Genomic DNA, 19133 nt, shown 5'->3' with positions numbered 1-19133 from the left:
CAGGTGCGGTGAATTGCACTGTCATCGTCGCACCCGGAAAGGAATGTCCGCCGCGCCGGCCATGACGGGGACGTCGGCCAACCGCCATACCGCGTCAGCGGTTTTGTTCAATTGTTTTTAACACAAACGCCCACATACGCCACAAAAGCGATTATTAGTAGTTTCGTATGCGGATTTGTCCAGCAAGCCCGCTTCATCGGCATTCGGCTAGCGGCGCGCAACGCGATGACCGGGTTCCATGGCGAACGCGGATGCGTTGCGCCGTCACCGGTTGATCAGAGACGAGGGAAATGCGCCCGCATTGCGTGGCTTTGTGCCAGGACCTCCCAGGAAGGTTGAACATGCCCTCCCGAACAGAAGATCTGCCAAGCGTCGTGCGGCGGATGAACGCCGGCCGAATGTTGATGGAAGGCGCATCGGTCACCGCAGTGGCTGACGCATTGCACCTATCCACCGACACCGTCAGGAAATACCGCTCGATCATCGCGGAAGGCGGGCTCGAAGCGCTGCAGAAGATGAGTGTCGGCGGCCGTGCCTCCGTGCTCGACAGCGCCGCGATGGAGTGGATCGCAGCCGCGCTCCGCGGCTCTGCTTGCGACCACGGTTTTCCGACCGATGCGTGGACCAACGCACGGCTTCGCGAACTGATCAAAGTCCGCTTCGGCGTGAGCTATTCGCGCGTGTACGCGTGGCAGCTCGCGACTAATCTTGGACTGGGACACCGGTTGTCGAAGTCGAGCAGGTGAATCTCTATGTCCGTTTCAGCAGCGCCGTATCCACCGGCAACGCACGAATCCGCCGGCCGGTCGCATTGAAGATCGCGTTGCAGATAGCCGCTGACGTCGGCGGCACACCCGGCTCGCCAACACCCCCAGGCGGCGCATTGCTCGGCACGATATACACGTGTGTCTGGGGAACGGAATCGATACGGGCAACCCGGTAGTCGGTGAAGTTCGACTGTTCCGCCGCCCCGTTCACGAACGTGAGTTCACTATATAGCGTGTTGCCAAGCGCCATGACCACCGCGCCCTCGAACTGCGCGATAACCCGATCGGGATTGACGATGCGCCCGCAGTCGACGGCCAGATCGACGCGTGTCACACGCACCGAACCGTCGGCGGCCACCTGCACTTGCGCGACCGCGGCCACATAACTCAGGAAGCTGCGATGTACCGCAATCCCGCGCCCATGTCGCGCCGGCAATGCAGTCGACCATCCGGAGCGCGCGGCGACTGCGCGGACCACCGCCGCATAGCGGGCGGTGTCGATCGGATACTCGTCGATCGACGCGCCGTAGTTCGGGTAATCGACTCCCAGCGCATGTAAATCGACATGGCGCGGACTGCCGAGCATCGCCAGCAGATGCTGCACCGGATCCTGCCGCGCCGCGGCGGCAAGCTCATCGACAAACGAGCCCACGGCGAAGCCGTGAGGAATGTTGTACACCGATCGATACCAGCCGATGCGCGTGTGAGCCGATGCTGGACCGTTCTCGCACCGCACGTTGGCGACGTCATAGGGCATGTCGGTCACGCCCTGCCCCAGTTCGCCCGCTGCGCCATAGCGGACATCCGCTTTAAAAGTCGACGTGATCGACGGAAACACGGTCCGGTGCAACCACGCGACCGTCCTGCCTTGCGCATCGAGGCCGCCCTCCATGTGCTGGGCAGACACGGCATGGTAGTAGTCGTTGCGCACATCGTCTTCACGCGTCCAGGTGAGCTTCACGGGCGCGCCGACTTCGCGCGACAGGAACGCCGCCTCGGCCACGTAGTCAGGCTTGGATTTGCGGCCGAAACCGCCGCCCAGTAACGTGACATTGATCGTCACGGCCTGCTCCTGCAAGCCGAGCACCTGTGCGACGGTCGTGCGGGCCTGCTGAGGATTCTGGGTCGCGGTCCACACTTGAACCGCACCATTCGCATAGGACGCGGTCGCCGCCAGCGGTTCCATCGCTGCGTGCGCCAGATGCGGCACGTAGTAATCCGCCGAGACATGGTGTGCGGCGCCCTTTAGCGCAGCCTCCGTGTCGCCATTGTTCCGGACGGGTTTGCCCGGCTGCCGCGCGGTGTCCTCGAGCGTCTTGCGATAAGCCTGACTGTCATACGAGGCATTCGGCCCGAGATCCCATGCGAGCTTCAGTTTCCGCCGCCCCTGCAGCGCGGCCCACGTATTCGTCGCCACCACCGCGATGCCACCCACCGGCTTGAATCCGGCCGGCAGAGGTGCAGCGGGAATTCGAACGACGTGCAGCACGCCGGGCACCTTCATCGTTTCTGTCGAATCGACGCTCCTGAGCGTCGCGCCATACACGGCCGAACGCTCGATCGACGCATAGGTCATACGGGGCAACACGACATCGATGCCGTACGTCGCGCGGCCGTGAACGATGTCGTCGAGGTCGACGATCGGCAGGGACTTGCCGATATAACGCCACGTATCCTTGTCCTTCAGATGCAGCGTGTCGCGGCCAGGCACCGGCTGCAGCGCCGCCGCCGCTGCGAGCGCGCCGTAGGCCAGGCGCCGGCCGCTGGGCGCATGCAGCACATGACCCGGCTCGGTATGGCATGTCGCCGGTGCCACGCGCCATTGCGCGGCGGCCGCGGCTACCAGCATCTGTCGGGCGCTGCCGCCTGCTTCGCGCAACGGCTGGAAGAACTGGCGGATGCTGCGCGAGCCATCGGTATTCTGGTCGCCATACTTCGCATCGCCTTGCGCCTGCATGACCTTGACGGAGTTCCAGTCGGCGTCGAGCTCGTCGGCAAGAATCATCGCGAGGCTGGTGCGGATACCGGTCCCCATCTCCGAACGATGCACGACCAGAATGATCTCGCCGGACGGCGCGACCGACACATACACGTTCGGCGCGAAACCTCCTTGCGCACCATTCGCGGATGACAGCACGCTCGCCGCGAGGGCCGGTCCGGCGCCGCCGATGTGCAGGCCCAGCACGACCCCACCCGCGAAAGTCCCTTTCAACACCCTGCGCCGGCTCAGATTGACGATCTCGCTCATCACGCCTCCGACGCCGCTGCCTTGATGGCGGCCTTGATGCGTTGATAGGTGCCGCAGCGGCAAACATTGCCGGACATCGCTTCGACGATCTGCTCGTCACTCGGCTTCGGCGTCTGCTTGAGCAGCGACGCGGCCTGCATGATCTGTCCCGGCTGGCAGTAACCGCACTGCGGCACATTGGCCGCTTTCCACGCACGCTGCACCGGATGTTCGCCACCCTGGCCAAGTCCCTCGATGGTCGTCACGGGCTTGCCCTGAACATCCGCCAGTGCAGTGACGCACGAGCGCACAGCGACACCGTCCAGATGGACAGTGCATGCGCCGCACGCACCGACCCCGCAACCGAACTTGGTGCCGTGCAGCCCCAACAGGTCACGGACTGCCCACAGCAGCGGCATGTTCGCATCCGCATCGACGTTGTGGTGAACGCCGTTCACGATCAGTTCCATCAGCGGATTCCTTGTAGTCGACGCGAACGGGGCGAGGTCGTCATGCGTCGTATCGCCTCACCCGCATACGCTGATCAGGCTCTCGCCTGATAGGCGTTGCACCATCCCGCACCGCTCACCTGCTTCGCACCGAATAGCGCACAGAGCGCGTTCGCGTCGGTTGGCTTGCCCTGGTAGAACTGGCAATTCGCGCAGCGCTGGTTGCCGCTATAGCGGGGATATTTCGCGTGATCGACGCGCGATGCGTCGGTCCGGTAGCCGAGTGCCTGCGCGGCAGGATCGCTTTCCTGAAGCTGCGCGGGCGCCGCCCGTGCAGTCCCTGCGGCCATCGCAAGCGCCGTGGCGCCGACGGTATACATAATGAAGGTTCGTCGATTGGTTCGCATCGTCAATGAACTCCTTTTCACGCCGCCAGCAGGCGTTGCGGCGGTGCCATAAACTCCGGACCCACGGGGTCCTTGACGAACTGCGCGACGATCGCGTCGATTTGCGCGAAGGCCTTGTCGTCAAGGCGCCAGCCGAAGGCGGCTTCGAGTCCATCCAGTTGCGACGGACGGCGTGCGCCCCACAGCGCGATCGTCCGGCCGCGGTCCAACACCCAGCGCACGGCAAGCGCGAGCACCGACTTGTCGAAGTTATCCCGCGCGAACACGTCCAGTGCTTTCACTGCCGCGACATACTGCTCGCGACGCGGCGCGCGGAACTTCGGGTCATGCTGACGCAGATCGTCGCCTTCGAAGCTTGTCGCCACCCCGATGCGTCCCGCGAGCAGTCCGCGGCACAGCGCGCCATAGGCGAGTGCAACCAGCCCATGCTGTTTCACATAGGGCAGCACATCGCGGTCGATGTCGCGCTCAAACAGGTTGTAAGGCGGCTGCGTGGTGGACAGCGGCGCCACCCGCCGGAACGCATCCATTTGCGCGGGCGAGAAATTGCTGACGCCCAGCGCGCGCACCTTGCCTTCCTTGCGCAGGTCATTCAGCACCGCGGCGGTCTCCTCGATCGGCACGAGCGGGTCGGGCCAGTGGACTTGATACAAGTCGATGTAATCTGTCCGCAAGCGCCGAAGCGTATCCTCCACTTCGTGACGGATGCGCGCCGGCGACGAATTGCGAAACACCTTGCCGTCCTGCCATTCGAGAGCGACCTTGGTCGCGATGACTGCCTTGTGGCGATATCCATCAGCCAGCGCCTTGCCGACGATTTCTTCCGACGCGCCGAACCCGTACGCCGGCGCCGTGTCGATCAGATTCACGCCGCTGTCGAGCGCCCGGCGGATCACCGCAATCGAGTCCTTCTCATCGGTGCCGCCCCACATCCAACCGCCGATCGCCCAGGTGCCCAGGCCAATGCGCGATACCGGTGTCGCTAAACCTTCAACTTCGATTGTTTCAATAGTCATGCGATGCTCTCTGGTTGAAGCGCCGCATCCGTGTCGAATGCGGTCCGAGAAAATGCGACGTGCCCAATGGACGGGCAGACGAATCGATTATTTCAGCCACATTCGACGATCACAAGAAGGCACCCCACGGTTTCATACTTTCCCCATGGAAACAAATTGCTACGACGGCCTTAACGCCGACGAGAACCCGCAGAAAAAAACCGATGACCTCGCGCGCAACATCATCGAGCAGATCGCCGACAAGTGGACGATCCTCATCATCGACGCGCTAGGCACGCACGGCGAGATGCGTTTCTCGCGGCTACGCGACGCCGTGAGCGGCGTCAGTCAGAAGATGCTCACGAAGACCTTGCGGCAACTCGAGCGCGACGGTCTCGTATCGCGCTACGTGCATCCGGTGATACCGCCGCGTGTCGACTATCAGCTGACGCCGCTGGGGCGCAGCCTGCTCGACAAGATCTGCGGGATCTGGGACTGGGTCGAAGCCCATATGACCGAAATGGAACTGGCGCGACGGCGGTTCGATCGCGGCGAACCGCGCACGGATCGCCCTCTTGCGCGTGGTGAGCCTGCCGCATAGCGCGACGGCGGCGATAGTTCGGACCCCGGACGATGTGTCGCTGCGTGGCGCGCCAGATGACGGAACCGTAATCCGGTGGTCAGAGTCGGGACAGGTCAAAACACCAGAATAGATCACGTGGACATATCCACGCTTTTTTGAAATGTTCTGGAGAGACACCATGAATTTGCCGACCTCGATTGCAGTCACCGCGCTTGGCCTCGTTTTTGGCGCCAATGCTTTCGCGCAATCCACCACGCCCGAGCTCACGCGCGCCGAGGTACGCGCGCAACTGGTGCAGGCAGAGGCCGACGGACTCGTGCCCACGCGCAACAACGACTATCCGCCTTCGGCTGTGACCATCGCCCGGAACAAGGAGATTTACGCGATCCGGCACAAGAACGGTTCCAGCGATGCGATGGCGTCCGCCGCGAATCCGGCCGGCTCGGGCGGAACGTCGGAATGACGCGTACAAAAACGGCCGCGCTCGCGCGCACGAACGGATTTACGTGCGCGCGGGACGGCGCCTGTCTGATACGCACCCAGCACGCGTAACGGCGTTAGAACTTATGCCGGATCGCGACGCGCGTGATCATCTGATTTGCCGTCGACGACGGCGCATCCGCATCCGTTATGAACGCCGTGTTGAACGGCGAAGCAACAGCGCTTGCGCCCGCAACGCGCTGATACATGCGCTGCACGTACACATCCGTACGCGGCGGCAGGTTGTAGTCCACCATCAGGCCAACCGCTTCATGAGTGCTGGTTCCTGAAGCGAGCCCGGCACGCCGTTCTTGCCCTTGTCTTCAGCTGCATATCGGCAGCGTCAGTCAGAAGATCACCGCATGAACGAAGCTCAGCGCCCGGTAACGGACAGATACGCGGCCACCTGCTCGATCTGGGTGTCGTCAAGCGTCGCTGCGATTGCCGTCATCGTTCCTGGCTTCGCGGGAGCGGCTTTTGCACGCGCCTGGAATTCGTGCAAACGGGCCACGGTAAAAGCAGCCGGCTCACCCGCGATACTCGGGAAACGCGCGCCATTGCCTTTGCCACCAGCGGCATGGCAACTGAAACACGCCTGAACGCTGGTGCCCACCCCTGTTTCTGCGAGTTGCTTGCCCGCCATGACGAGTTCCGGCGATGGCGGTTGTGAAGCTTTGACAAGCGGCGGATGCTGATTTGAGAAGAACGCGGCGAGCGCGTGCATGTCGCTATCCGACAGATTCTGCGCGACCGCCTGCATAGGAGCGCTCGCACGGGTGCCAGCCTTGAACATCGAGAGCGCGTGTGCGAGGTAATCCGGATTGTTCCCTGCCAGGCGCGGCGCACCCGTTTCACTCCCTGCACCCAGCGCACCATGACACGCGACGCACGTCGTAATGGACGGCGCCTTCGCAGAGGCGCTCGCGTCCGCGATCGCACCATTGCTCTGCGCAAAGCACGTACTCCCGAACGCACCGAGTGACGCGATCAGACCCACGCGTGCTGCGCGCGAAATGAGATGTCGAAGATACGAGTCCGCCTTCACGCGCTGCGCACCCTTTGCGCGAGACCTGTCGTACGAACTGCGAGAATCGAATCGCTTGATGATCTGAAGCATCTGGCTTTCCACCTGAGACCGATGAGAATTGCCCAGTCTGTCGATAAGCAATTCCCAGGTGAATTTGATTCTTTCGATGAAGCTCATTGGCAACGGCTATCAATTCTCACGGATTGGCCATGCATAAGGGCTTGCTCCTTCTCGATGGCAATCGATGGAGAGATTGGATAACGAATTTGTAATCGGACGGCAACGTCGTAGTTATCCGGCAGCACTTCTTCTCAAAGTTAATTCGTTCGTTAGCCAGGCAATCACGTGCCGTTAACGAGCGCGCCGCCGCAACGGGTACGGCGACCTCGCTGGCGTGGCCCTGGTAGTCGCATGGGTTGGCCGAGCGGAAGACAAGGTACAGGCCCGTTCAGGCCGTTGACGGTCCCCTCCGCTTACGCGGCGCTCGCGTGAACTGTCGATCCATTTGCATCCGGGTTCGATCCGTGCTCGCCGCGCCCGGGCTGTTCGGTGCCAACGCGCGGCAACCAGGGCTGGTGCAACGTCGACGCCTGCAGGAGGTCCAGAAAACGCGTAGCGCGCAGTGAGCGTCCATGCTGCGAGATCATGGACTTAGGTAGTTAGCACAGCTATCAGAATAGGTCAGTCCAGCGATGAACGACGTCGCGACGCGCGATCACCCCCTGCCCGGCGCCCGCCCCGTCGTGCCACGCACGATCAGGTCGGTAGGCACGATATTCTGCGAACTGACCGGCCGTCCTTCTATATGCGCGAGCAGGTATTCAGCGCTGCGCGTGCCGATTTCATCCGCGGGCAGGCGCATGGTGGTGAGCGGCGGCGTGGTGAAGCTGGAGAACTCGATGTCGTTGATACCGGCAATCGACAATTCGCCCGGGACGTCGATGCCCGCTTCGTGCGCTTCGGCAAGCGCTCCCACGGCAAGCAGGTCGGTGCCGCAAATGACAGCGGTCGGCCGGACCGGCCCCTGCATCAGCGCACGCATGGCCATCTGCCCTTCGATGATCTTGTGCGGCATCTCGATCAGATGCTCGTGACGCAGCTCGAGCCCGCGCGTCTGCAAAGCCGTGCGCACGCCCATGATGCGATCGGCTGCGCGGTCGCTGTGCTGGGTCATCTGCGTGATCATGCCGAAGTGCACGTGCCCGAGATCGAGCAGATACTCCGCGATCCGCCGCCCCACCGCGACATTGTCGAAGCCAACGTACGGATGATGCTGATCGACGGTCCAGCCGTTGACGAGCGGTATCCGCTCCTTCGCGAGCAGTTCGTACAGCGCGGGCGAATGACTGCGGCCGACCAGCATCAGTCCGGCAATGCCATCGGCGATCAACGCGCGGACCTGTTTGAGTTCGTCCTCCTGGTCGTAATACGAACACGCCAGAAGCAGCGTATAACCCGCTTCGCCGATGCGTTTTTGAAGCGCGAATACGCCCAGCGCAAAGTTCTGGTTTTCGAGCGAGGGAATCACCGCGCCGATAATCTTCGAGCGCTGCGAGGCGAGCGCCCGGGCGGCCGCGTGCGGTGTGTAGCCAAGATTCTGCGCGATCTCGCGCACCCGGTCCTGCAATGCCGGCGCGACCGTGCCGTTGCCGTTAAGGACACGCGATACGGTCGCCGTGGATACCCCGGCCGCCCGCGCGACGTCCATGACGGAAATCGCATTGGACTTTCGGCGCGGCGCCCGCTTCTTTAGTTCTGTGTTCAACGTCCACCTGCTTCTCGTCGTAGGGTCATGAAGGATGCCAATTGATGACCGCATACTATAACGCGACGCACACCTTGCGGCGATGGACCCGTCACGCCTAGTCGATCCGCTGCGGATCGCCGTCGAACTCGACGAGACAGCCAAAACCGCCATGAAAAAGCGCCTCGCGCGCATCTTCCACCTTGCCGGTAGCGGCGATCTCCGCCGCGTGCAGTTCGGCATCGTCTTGCGGCTCGAAGCCGAGAAAACGCACGTTGGCATTGTCCCAGCGATTGCGCGCGTTAGCGGAGACGCCGTACACAACCACGAAGTGAAAGTCCGGATAGTCGATACAGCGGCGCGCCACCTGCACCATGTCGCGGTGGCTGATCCAGGTGAAGAGGTGGCGCGGCGCGGTGGGCTGGTCATCCGGGCGGAACGAGCCGATCCGGATACATGCGACCGACATGCCATGCTTGTCGGCGTACATCCGGCCCAGCGCCTCGCCGAACACCTTCGAGATGCCATAGCGGCTATCCGGGCGCGGCTCGACGGCGTTATCGATCATCCGGTCGCGGCGATGAAAACCCACGGCATGGTTCGAGCTCGCGAACACCACGCGTTTGACGCCCGCGCGACGCGCCGCTTCAAACACGTTGTAGCAGCCTTCGATATTCATGTCGCGGATGCGCTCCCAGGGCGCCTCGTCCGGAATGCCGGCCAGGTGCACGACGACGTCCACGCCCTCCATGATCGGCAGGAGTTCCTCCAGCCGCGTGATGTCCGCGCTCACGATTTCCTCGCCCGCCTGCGCGTCGGCTTGCGGCGCGATGTCCGCGAGGCGCAGCGCATAGTGGCCCTGGAAGCCGGCGCGCAGTACGCGGCCGATGTGACCGGCCGCGCCGGTAATCAGTACTCGAGTCATTGAACCTCTCCGTGTCATACGGTAAAAGCCGTTTAATCCGTTTCGCCCTTCTGGGCGGCGTAGCCAGCCGAGCGGCGGTGTTGCGCTTCAAGATAGGCGTCGCGCGACGGCACCAGATGCTCCCGGCACAGCCTGATCAGGGAATCTCGGTCACCGGTGCGCAGTGCCTCGATCATCTGGTGGTGTTCCGCCCGCGCCTTCTCAAGGTACTGCGGAAACACGATCGATACCGAACGGATCGCATGCGTCCTGCGCTCGTACTCGCGAATCGCCTCGGTCAGCACCTGACTTTCCGACAACGCAAAAAACGCATGGTGGAACGCCATGTTCGCGCGGAACACGCGCCGCAAATCGCCGGCGCTGGCCGCTTCGTCGTGCTCCACCTGGATGGCCGCCAACGCATCGAGCGCCGCGGGGCTGACCGGAAACACGATGCGCCTGGCTGCATCGGCTTCAAGCAACTCGCGCAGCGCATAGAGCTCCGTGACCTCGCGCGGCGTGTACGACTTGACCAGTGCGCCGACATTCTTGCGGCGCTCGACCAGCCCGCGCCGCTCCACTTCCGCCAGCACCAGCCGCGCAACGTGGCGCTTCAGGTTGAAGCGCTCGCACAAATCGTCTTCCACGAGCCGTTCTCGCGGATGCAGCACGCCAAGGACGATCTGCTCCTCGAGTTCGTCCGCGACGCTGCGCAAGGTCTCCTCGACATGACGGTCGCGCTCGACCGTCCTGGCGGCGGGTGCATCGGAGCGTTTGGGCTTGGCAGCGTTGGTCATGAAAGGGTCCGCAAATTGATCCAAGCCGCGAGCCTATACGAAAAAAGGGGGCCGTTAAACCTGGTTGCCATCGCCGGGAACGGTCGCGGTGATGCGGGTGGCTTGCAGGAAGTCGAAGTCGCAGCCCTCGTCCGCCTGGGTGATCGTGGTCAGGAACAGCTTGCGATAACCGCGCTCCCCGGGATCGGCCTCACGCGCCGGCAAGGCGGCGAGACGCGCGGCAATTTCCTCGTCGCTGAGGGCCAGCTCGATCGAGCGTTGCGCCACGCTCAGGCGAATCCGGTCGCCGGTCTGCACGATCGCCAGCGGACCGCCGATCGCCGCTTCCGGCGTGACGTGCAGCACCACCGTACCGGACGCCGTACCGCTCATGCGGCCATCCGAAATGCGCACCATATCCTTGACACCCAGCCGGCCGAGCTTGCGCGGAATGGGAATGTAGCCCGCTTCCGGCATCCCCGGCGCGCCCACCGGCCCGATCCGCTTGAGCACGAGCACGTCGTGCGCCTGAACGTCCAGATCGGGATCGTCGATCCGGCGTGCCAGATCTTCCGCATCCTCGAAGACGACGGCGCGGCCTTCGTGCTCCATCAGATTGGCGCTGGCAGCCGACTGCTTGATGATCGCGCCGCCCGGCGCGAGATTGCCGCGCAACACGGCGATACCGCCTTGCGGGAAAATCGGGCGCTCGAACGGACGCACCACGTCTTGCGGGAAGCTGGCGGGCGCGGCGTCGAGTTCTTCGCCGAGCGTACGGCCGGTCACGGTGAGCGCATCGAGATGCAGCAGGCTCCTGATCTCGCGCATGACGGTCGTCAAACCGCCGGCGCGATGCAGGTCTTCCATGTAGTGCTGACCCGACGGCTTCAGATCGACCAGCACCGGCGTCTCGCGCGCCATCCGGTCGAGCTGCGCAAGGTCGATGCGAATCCCAAGCCGGCCCGCAATGGCCGTGAGGTGAATGATGCCGTTGGTCGAGCCGCCAATCGCGAGCAGCACCCGCAAAGCGTTTTCGATCGCCTTGGGCGTCAGGATTGCCGCCGGGCTCAGATCCCGCCCGATCATCGCCACCGCCTGCGCGCCGGTGCGCTCCGCAATGCGGATGCGATCGGCGGTCACCGCAGGCGCGGACGCACCGCCCGGCAGCATGATGCCCAGGGCCTCCGCGATGCAGGCCATCGTGCTGGCCGTTCCCATCACCGAACAGGTTCCGACCGTTGCGACGAGCTGGTTGTTGACCGCTTCGATCTCGGCCGCGTCGATCTGGTCGCCGCGAAAGCTCGCCCAGAAGCGGCGGCAGTCCGTGCATGCCCCCACCCGTTCGCCCCGATGCGAGCCCGTGAGCATGGCGCCCGTCACCAGTTGAATCGCGGGAACACCCGCCGCCGCCGCACCCATCAACTGGGCCGGGACGGTTTTGTCGCAGCCGCCGATCAGCACCACCGCATCCATCGGCTGGGCGCGGATCATCTCCTCCGTGTCCATCGACATCAAATTGCGCAGGTACATGCTGGTCGGATGCGAAAAGCTCTCGGCGATCGAGATCGTCGGGAATTCGACCGGCAGCCCGCCAGCCAGCATCACGCCGCGCTTGACCGCCTCGATCAATTGCGGCGCGTTGCCGTGGCACGGGTTGTAGGCACTGCCCGTGTTCGCGATCGCCACGATTGGACGCGACAACGCGTCGTCGGTATAGCCCGCGCCCTTGATGAACGCCTTGCGCAGAAACAGCGAAAAACCCTCATCCCCGTAGTTCGTCAGGCCCTGGCGCAAGCCGCTTTTCTTCTCGCTCATTGTCGCTCCTAGATTTCCGATGAGATTATCAATAATCTTGACGATGATCTTAACGATATTTATAGTGCTTCCGCAAGCGGTTCTTTTTCGTGGTGTTCGATGCCGCGTAGCCAATCTCTCCAACAGCATTCCCCCGAGGTCTTCATGAAGCATGTCGTGGCTTATCGTTCGTTGCCTCCTGCTGTGCTGGGGCTTCTTCGTGAGCACTGCTCCGTCGAACTGGTCGACGTTTCATCCGGCAACCTCGCGCCGTTCATGCACGCCTTGGGCACGGCGCACGGGATGGTCGGCAACAACCTCAGGATCACGCGCGAGATCCTCGATGCGGCGCCCTTGCTTCAGGTCGCGTCCACCATCTCGGCCGGCTTCGATGCCTTCGATGTGCCGGAGCTCTCGCGCCGCGGCATCGTTCTCACGAATACGCCGGAAGAAGTCACCGAAACCACCGCCGACCTCGTCTTCAGCCTGATCCTCGCGACCGCCCGGCGCATTGCCGAACTCGCCGACTGGACGCGGCGCGGCCAGTGGACGCGAACGGTGGGCGAGGCGCAATTCGGTGTCGACGTGCATCACAAAACGCTGGGGATCGTCGGGCTCGGGCGCATCGGCAGCGCGGTCGCGAAGCGCGCCGCCCTGGGCTTCGGCATGGACGTGCTCTATTCCAACCGCTCCCGCAACCCGGAAGCCGAGCAGCGCTACGGCGCGCAATGGCGCCCGCTGCCCGAACTGCTCGCGACCGCGGATTTCGTCTGCGTGCTCGTGCCGCTCTCGCCCGCCACCGAGCGCCTGATCGGCAGCGCCGAGCTCGGGGCCATGAAACCGTCAGCCATCCTCATCAACTGTGCTCGCGGCCAGGTCGTCGACGAAGCCGCCCTCATCGCGCATCTGCGGGAGGGCCGCATTCTCGGCGCCGGTCTCGATGTGTTCGAACGCGAGCCCTTGTCGCCGGACTCGCCGTTGCTCCAGTTACCCAACGTGGTCGCGGTGCCGCATATCGGCTCCGCCACGCGACAGACGCGCGAAAACATGGCCATGCGCGCAGTGCGCAATCTCGTCGATGCACTCGACGGCAAGCTCTCGTCGACCTGTGTCAATCCCGAAGCGCTACAGGCCCGCTCATCTGCGCGACAGAGCGCGGGCTGAATGGCGCGAAACCTCCTCACTTCCACCCAAAGGAACACGCGATGACCTCAGTCAACCGGCCCCGCGGCGTCTACTCGCCCGTCGTCACGCCGTTCACACAAGACCTTCTTCCGGATCACGACCGCTATATCCGTCATTGCCGGTGGCTTATCGAACAGGACGTCGGACTCGCTGTGTTCGGCACCAACTCGGAGGCGAATTCGCTCGCGGCAGGCGAGAAAATGAAGTTGCTCGACACGCTGGTTGGCGCGGAGATTCCGGTCGATCGCCTGATGCCGGGCACAGGCTGCTCGGCACTCACCGACACGGTCGAACTGACACGCCATGCGCTGTCGCTGGGCGTGAACAATGTGCTGATGTTGCCGCCGTTCTACTACAAAGTCGTCACTGACGAAGGCCTGTTCCGCAGTTTTGCGCAGATCATCGAGCGCGTGGGCTCCGCCGCGCTGCGCATTTATCTGTATCACATCCCACCCGTGTCCCAGGTGCCGCTGAGCCTCGCGCTGATCGAGCGGCTGCTGGCCGCTTTCCCTGGCGTGATCGCCGGCGTGAAGGACAGTTCGGGCGACTGGCGCAACACCCAGGCGATGCTCGAGCGCTTCCAGCCGCAAGGCTTCGATGTGTTCGCCGGCAGCGAAACTTTTCTGCTGGCCACCCTGCGTGCGGGCGGCGTCGGCTGCATCACGGCGACCGGAAACGTCAATCCGGCGGCGATCGTCGAGTTGTATCGTCACTGGCAATCGGCCGATGCCGACAGCCGTCAGGCAGCACTCGATGCCACGCGTGCGGTGTTCGCCAGGTTCCCGATGATCCCTGCGCTCAAAGCCGCGATCGGCGTGTATTCGAACGATGCCGGCTGGGGCGTCGTGCGGCCTCCTCTCGTCGATCTGACGCCGGCGCAATGCGATGCGCTTGCCGCCGCACTTCGCGAGACCGGCTTCTCGATGCCGGGCATCGAAGTCACCGCCTGATGTCGTTAAAGAAGTACCCGCCGGCTGCATGCGCAACCGGCGGACCTGGCTAACCGTAGCTGCTTGCATTGAACGCTACGCGAGGCGATCGCACTCTATCGGCGATCCAGACTGATCTCGTCGTTTCGCCGGTCGTCCAGCTGAGTGGTACGGGCCGACGCGTGGTTCACCATCGCCGCGGCGTGCTCGAGCGTGCCGCCGTTCTTCAGGTCACCGCTTTCAAAGCACACGGTTGACACAAATCATCGATAAATTGAGGATAAATTCTCCCCCCCCGCGCAAAGAGGTACCCCGTGCTTCGTCAAACTATCCGTAGAACTCTGTTCTCATCGGCTGCGTCGCTGCTGCTTTTCTCCTCCGTCGTTCACGCCGATGATGGTGATCGGGACAACCATCGCGAAGATACGCGAACGCCGATCAAGCACGTCGTGGTCATCATTCCCGAGAACAGAACTTTCGATAATCTCTTCGGGACTTATCCGCACGCGGCGAATATTCCCGGCGAGCAGAGCTGGGTTGGTGTGCCCGCGCCGAAATTCGTGGCGCGCCCCGGCACGCCGGCCGCCAACGTCCTGACGCCGGACTTGCTGCGGAGCAATCCGAATTGGAGCTTGTCCGGACGCCCCGCCAACCCCACGCGGCTTCGCCCCGCCGACGCCTACACCTGCGATATGGCCCACAACTACGAGCCCGAGCAGCAGGCGTACGATGGCGGGGCTGTGGATCGCTTCCCGCAGACGGCCACCGGCAAGGGCCCGGGCTGCGCCGTGGACGGCTCAACCATCATGAATTATTACGACGGCAACACCGTCCAGGCGCTGTGGAACTACGCTCAGCACTACGCCATGAGCGACAATTCCTTTTCCACCACCTACGGCCCCACTGTGCCCGGCCATGCCAATATCGTTGCGGGCAACACGCATGGGATCATCATTCACGATCCCGCCAACCCCGAGAACCCCGACACCAGCGGCTTCTACGTCAATCCGGCGGATCATTCGATAACCTTGACCGACGCCAACCTCCCCGGCTATCTCGACGATTGCGGCAAGGGCCGGACTTTCGAAATGACCGGCAAGAATGTCGGCGATCTCCTGAACGAGAAGAACGTGACCTGGGGCTATTTCCAGGGTGGCTTCCTGCCCACCACGCCCGCGAAGTTCGATGCGAACGGCAATGTATCTGCGCCCGCGGTTTGCGGCTCCCAGCATGTCGCCCATCAAGTGCAGATCAACGGCGTCACTTATAACGTGCAGAACCCGAGCGTGAACCCGGGTCCGGACGTGCATGTCCTCGAGAACGACTACAGCACCGGCGTTACTCCTTTCATGAAATATGCGAGCACGCGCAACCCGCACCATCTGCGGCCGAGCTCGGCGGAAATGATTGGCAAGACCGACCAGGCCAACCACCAGTACGACCTCTCGGATTTCGACACGGCGCTGTCCCACAACTCGCTGCCCTCGGTCAGTTACGTGAAGGCGCCGGTCTATCAATACGGCCATCCGCAAAACTCCGATCCGCTCGCCGAACAAGCCTTCCTCGTGAAGACAATCAACGCCGTCCAGCAGTCTCGCTATTGGCACGACACTGCGATCATCATCGTTTGGGATGATTCCGACGGCTGGTACGATCACGTCATGCCTCCGCTCTTGACCCCGTCGGCGACCAACGCCGACTTCCTGTTCGGCCCCGGCAATTGCGGCACGCCGCAGCCCGGTGCCGACGCCGCGCGCTGCGGCCTCGGCCCACGCCAGCCTCTGCTTGTGATCTCGCCCTGGGCGAAATCGAACTTCGTCGATCACACGCTGACTCAGCAGGCCTCGGTGCTTCGTTTCATCGAGGACAACTGGAAACTCGGCTTCATCGATGGCCCAGTTGCTCCTCCCGCAGGTACGGGATCCGTCGACCGGCATGCAAATTCGCTCGATAACATGTTCGACTTCGAGCGCGAGCCGAATCTGCGTCCTCTCATCCTCGATCAGGTCACCGGAGTGGTCGTCAAGGGTGACAGCGACGACGGCAAGCGCCACGACTGAAACGACTGAAGCATGACAGCTAACCCCGCCGCAGGCATTGCCTGCGGCGGGGTTTCGCCCTTGCGGCAGCAGCCCTTCTTTTTCAGGCGAATTGGGGGTCTCGCGAAAACCATGTGAAGCAATTCCTACCCAACAACGGGACAGGATACTGGCCGCCGGGCTGCCGATCTGAGTTCCGTCAGTGCTTGCGCATTCACGACCAATCGTCCAGCGCGTATTCGTTCAGCGCGGCTTCATCGAAATCGAATCCGAGGCCGGGACGCGTCGGCACGATCAGCCTGCCGTCTGCGAACGAGAGCTGCGTATCCACCAGCCGGCGAAAATTCAGCACCTGATCGTCGGGGAAAAATTCGACATAGCGCGCATTGGTCGTCGATGCCACCAGATGCACGTGCAGATCGTGGAACCAGTGCGGGCACATCGTCACCCCCACGGCCGCGGCCGACGCCGCAATCCGCCGCCATTCGCTGATCCCGCCACATACCGCCGCGTCCGACTGAAGGATCAGCGCCGCGCGCTTGTCGAGCAGTTCCTGATGCCGCCAGCGCCCTGCTTCTATCTCACCGGTCGCAACGGTCACCGGCGTGCGCCGGCTGAGTTGCGCATGGCTCTCGATGTCGTCGGGACTGAACGGTTCTTCTATCCAGTACGGATTGAACGGCTCGTATCGGCGCATGTATTCCAGCGCGGTCGGCACGTCGGACCACGCGTTGTTGGCATCGAGCATCAGCAGCACGTCGTCGCCGATGGCCTCGCGTACCGCCCTGATCCGCGCTTCCTCGCTGCGCGGATCGAGCCGCCCTACCTTCATCTTCACGGCGCTGAATCCCAGCGCCACGTAGCTCGCCATCTCCTCGCCGAGATGCCCGGGCGTCTTGCCTTCGAGGTAGTAACCGCCGCTCGCATAGGCCGGCACCGTGGCGCTGGACGTGCCGCCGAGATAGCGGCTCAACGGCAGGCCCGCGGCGCGGGCATTGCGGTCCCACAAGGCGATGTCGATGATGGACAGCGCCCGCATGACCGCGCCGGCGCGCCCTTGCAGCAGCGACTCGTCGTACATCGCGCGCCACAAGCCTTCGACATCGAGCGCGCAGCTGCCGCGCAACAGCGGCGCGAACAATTCACGCACGGCATACGTGACCAGCATGCCGGCGCGGCTGCCGCTGTAGCAAAAGCCGATGCCGTGACGGTCATCGGCTGTCGTGACGCGCACGACCGTGTAGTCGCGGGCCGTGACGAGACGGGTCGAGAATGCGGTGTGGTGGTCGAGCGGCACGCGGATCGTGCGCGCCTCCACGGAAACGATCCGCGAACTGGTCTGATAGTCGGCTTGCTCAGGTTCAACGTTGACTTGATTCATAGCAGTAGATCAACTCGAAAAAGATAACGACGCTCACGGGGCCGGTCGCGCGGCAAGGTGTACCGTCGCAGGCGGGCGACGACGTAACGGTACTTTTCATGCATCGCACGGACTCCTTGCGTAGCGGGAGGGACCGCTTATGCGGCGGTGGTAGATGCCCCGGCTGCCTCGCCCGCGGTGCGCCGGCCGATGACCAGCAGCATGGCCAGCACGCCGATCAGATCGACCGCCGCGCCGAGCATGAAGCCGCTGCTGTAGCCGCCGAAGTACTGGACCGCCAAACCCATCATGGTCGGGCCGACGATGCCCGAAATGTTGCTCATCAGATGAACAAAGCCGCTTACGCCGCCAAGATGCCGGCCCGGCACGAGCTCATGCATGGTGGCCCAGCATGCTTGCGACGAAGCCGTCAGGAACAGCACGGCGAACGCCACCAGCAGTACCGCGGGCGCCACGGAATCGACCATGCTGACGCCCAGCAGCGCGAGACCCGACAGCGCGAGCGGCACGATCGCCGAGAGCTTGCGCGCCAGCAGCTTGTTGCTCATGCGCTTGAAAAGCGCGTCGGCGACCAGGCCGCCGCCGAAGTAGCCGATCCCGCCGCATGCCCACGGCACCGCGCTCAGAAGGCTCATGCGCGTCATGTCCAGATGCAGCGCATTGGTGAAATAGCTCGGCATCCACGAAATGAACACGAACAGCGTGTAGTTCACCGCGAACAGGCCGACGCCAAGCGCGAGCGTGCTGGGACGAAACAGATAGCTGCGCAGCGGCGTGCTTGCGTCATCGCCTTCTGCCGGATGCGCCGCGTTGCGGCTCGTTTCCACCATCTCGCGTTCGGCGGCGCCGACCCGGCCGCTTTGCGCGGGTTTGTCGGTCACGAACAGGCGCCAGGCGACGATCCATACCAGCCCGAGCGCCGCGATGATCACAAACGACGTGCGCCAGCCGTAGGCAATCGCAATCAGTCCGACGACCGGCCCGGCAATTGCGCTGCCTACCGTTTGCCCCGAAAACGTAAAGCCGACCATGGTCGCGGTTTCATGGCGGGGAAACCAGTTCGTGATGGTCCGGTTGGTCGTCGAATTCATTGGACCTTCGCCGAAGCCGAAAAGCGCCCGGGAAATCAGCAGCGTGCCGAATCCGGTCACGGCCGCGGTCAGGCCGCAGAGAATCGACCACGTTCCCATCGCCCAGGAGAAAACCCGGCGCGGTCCGTACTTGTCGGCGAGCTGGCCGCCGACGAATGCGAAGATGGAATAGCCGAAGAAGAAGCTGCTGAACACCACGCCGAGTTGCGACGGCGAAAGACTCAGCTCCTTGTTGATGATAGGCGCGACCACGCCAAGCGCCGCGCGGTCCATGTAGTTGATCGCGCCCGCAATAAACAGCAGCAAGGCGACGACATAGCGATACTTACCAGTCTTCATGTTGTCTCTATTCCCT

The 19133-nt window shown here is 63.3% G+C and carries 18 protein-coding genes; 6 read left to right on the top strand and 12 right to left on the bottom strand.

All coding sequences use genetic code 11. The annotated features are described in order from the left end of the window. Nucleotides 1–341: 341 nt before the first annotated feature. Nucleotides 342–746, top strand: coding sequence for a helix-turn-helix domain-containing protein (locus HV744_RS17840; protein ID WP_175150777.1), 405 nt, complete (start codon nucleotides 342–344; stop codon nucleotides 744–746). Nucleotides 747–750: 4 nt separating this feature from the next. On the opposite strand, the gene HV744_RS17835 is transcribed toward HV744_RS17840, so the two are convergent. From HV744_RS17835 to HV744_RS17820, 4 genes are all read right to left on the bottom strand, one after another. Next, nucleotides 751–3015: a xanthine dehydrogenase family protein molybdopterin-binding subunit gene (locus tag HV744_RS17835; RefSeq protein WP_175150776.1), complete on the bottom strand. Its 2265-nt coding sequence runs from the start codon at nucleotides 3013–3015 to the stop codon at nucleotides 751–753. Next, nucleotides 3015–3467, bottom strand: a complete 453-nt coding sequence (locus HV744_RS17830; protein WP_175150797.1) for a (2Fe-2S)-binding protein — start codon at nucleotides 3465–3467, stop codon at nucleotides 3015–3017. The genes HV744_RS17835 and HV744_RS17830 overlap by 1 nt, the downstream gene beginning before the upstream one ends. A 71-nt stretch (nucleotides 3468–3538) precedes the next feature. Next, nucleotides 3539–3793: a high-potential iron-sulfur protein gene (locus tag HV744_RS17825; RefSeq protein ID WP_425497755.1), complete on the bottom strand. Its 255-nt coding sequence runs from the start codon at nucleotides 3791–3793 to the stop codon at nucleotides 3539–3541. 74 nt (nucleotides 3794–3867) lie between these two features. Next, a complete protein-coding gene (locus HV744_RS17820) occupies nucleotides 3868–4866 on the bottom strand; it encodes an aldo/keto reductase (RefSeq protein ID WP_175150774.1) in 999 nt (332 codons plus the stop codon). Between the two features lie 145 nt (nucleotides 4867–5011). On the opposite strand from HV744_RS17820, the gene HV744_RS17815 reads away from it, so the two are divergent. Further along, on the top strand, nucleotides 5012–5446 hold the full coding sequence (locus HV744_RS17815; protein ID WP_175150773.1) for a winged helix-turn-helix transcriptional regulator: 435 nt from the start codon (nucleotides 5012–5014) through the stop codon (nucleotides 5444–5446). A 160-nt stretch (nucleotides 5447–5606) separates the two neighbouring features. After that, a complete protein-coding gene (locus tag HV744_RS17810; RefSeq protein ID WP_175150772.1) occupies nucleotides 5607–5891 on the top strand; it encodes a DUF4148 domain-containing protein in 285 nt (94 codons plus the stop codon). Between the two features lie 94 nt (nucleotides 5892–5985). Here HV744_RS17810 and HV744_RS17805 read toward each other — a convergent pair whose 3' ends face one another. The 6 genes from HV744_RS17805 to HV744_RS17780 all read right to left on the bottom strand — a co-directional run bounded on the left by HV744_RS17805 (nucleotide 5986) and on the right by HV744_RS17780 (nucleotide 12174). Continuing rightward, on the bottom strand, nucleotides 5986–6165 hold the full coding sequence (locus tag HV744_RS17805) for a hypothetical protein (protein ID WP_175150771.1): 180 nt from the start codon (nucleotides 6163–6165) through the stop codon (nucleotides 5986–5988). A 116-nt stretch (nucleotides 6166–6281) separates the two neighbouring features. Continuing rightward, the gene (locus HV744_RS17800; RefSeq protein WP_175150770.1) at nucleotides 6282–7025 is read right to left on the bottom strand and encodes a c-type cytochrome; all 744 of its coding nucleotides are present in this window, start codon (nucleotides 7023–7025) and stop codon (nucleotides 6282–6284) included. Nucleotides 7026–7650: 625 nt separating this feature from the next. After that, nucleotides 7651–8700 (bottom strand): LacI family DNA-binding transcriptional regulator, encoded by a 1050-nt coding sequence (locus tag HV744_RS17795; RefSeq protein ID WP_175150769.1) that lies wholly within the window; start codon nucleotides 8698–8700, stop codon nucleotides 7651–7653. A gap of 97 nt (nucleotides 8701–8797) precedes the next feature. Continuing rightward, nucleotides 8798–9604 (bottom strand): NAD-dependent epimerase/dehydratase family protein, encoded by an 807-nt coding sequence (locus HV744_RS17790; RefSeq protein ID WP_175150768.1) that lies wholly within the window; start codon nucleotides 9602–9604, stop codon nucleotides 8798–8800. A gap of 32 nt (nucleotides 9605–9636) precedes the next feature. Next, nucleotides 9637–10380, bottom strand: coding sequence for a GntR family transcriptional regulator (locus HV744_RS17785; protein ID WP_175150767.1), 744 nt, complete (start codon nucleotides 10378–10380; stop codon nucleotides 9637–9639). A gap of 54 nt (nucleotides 10381–10434) precedes the next feature. Then, nucleotides 10435–12174 (bottom strand): IlvD/Edd family dehydratase, encoded by a 1740-nt coding sequence (locus HV744_RS17780; RefSeq protein ID WP_175150766.1) that lies wholly within the window; start codon nucleotides 12172–12174, stop codon nucleotides 10435–10437. Between the two features lie 144 nt (nucleotides 12175–12318). On the opposite strand from HV744_RS17780, the gene HV744_RS17775 reads away from it, so the two are divergent. The 3 genes from HV744_RS17775 (at nucleotide 12319) to HV744_RS17765 (ending at nucleotide 16327) form a co-directional block, all read left to right on the top strand. Continuing rightward, a complete protein-coding gene (locus HV744_RS17775; protein ID WP_175150796.1) occupies nucleotides 12319–13317 on the top strand; it encodes a 2-hydroxyacid dehydrogenase in 999 nt (332 codons plus the stop codon). Nucleotides 13318–13358: 41 nt separating this feature from the next. Beyond that, on the top strand, nucleotides 13359–14288 hold the full coding sequence (locus tag HV744_RS17770; protein ID WP_175150765.1) for a dihydrodipicolinate synthase family protein: 930 nt from the start codon (nucleotides 13359–13361) through the stop codon (nucleotides 14286–14288). A gap of 293 nt (nucleotides 14289–14581) precedes the next feature. Continuing rightward, complete coding sequence (locus HV744_RS17765) at nucleotides 14582–16327, top strand: alkaline phosphatase family protein (protein ID WP_217469135.1); 1746 nt, start codon at nucleotides 14582–14584, stop codon at nucleotides 16325–16327. 193 nt (nucleotides 16328–16520) lie between these two features. Here HV744_RS17765 and HV744_RS17760 read toward each other — a convergent pair whose 3' ends face one another. Continuing rightward, the gene (locus HV744_RS17760; RefSeq protein WP_175150764.1) at nucleotides 16521–17687 is read right to left on the bottom strand and encodes a mandelate racemase/muconate lactonizing enzyme family protein; all 1167 of its coding nucleotides are present in this window, start codon (nucleotides 17685–17687) and stop codon (nucleotides 16521–16523) included. A 137-nt stretch (nucleotides 17688–17824) separates the two neighbouring features. Further along, nucleotides 17825–19117 (bottom strand): MFS transporter, encoded by a 1293-nt coding sequence (locus HV744_RS17755; RefSeq protein WP_175150763.1) that lies wholly within the window; start codon nucleotides 19115–19117, stop codon nucleotides 17825–17827. Between the last annotated feature and the right edge of the window lie 16 nt (nucleotides 19118–19133).

Source organism: Paraburkholderia ultramafica (assembly GCF_902859915.1).
Taxonomy (GTDB): domain Bacteria; phylum Pseudomonadota; class Gammaproteobacteria; order Burkholderiales; family Burkholderiaceae; genus Paraburkholderia; species Paraburkholderia ultramafica.
This window is presented reverse-complemented; position numbering and strand designations above follow the sequence as displayed.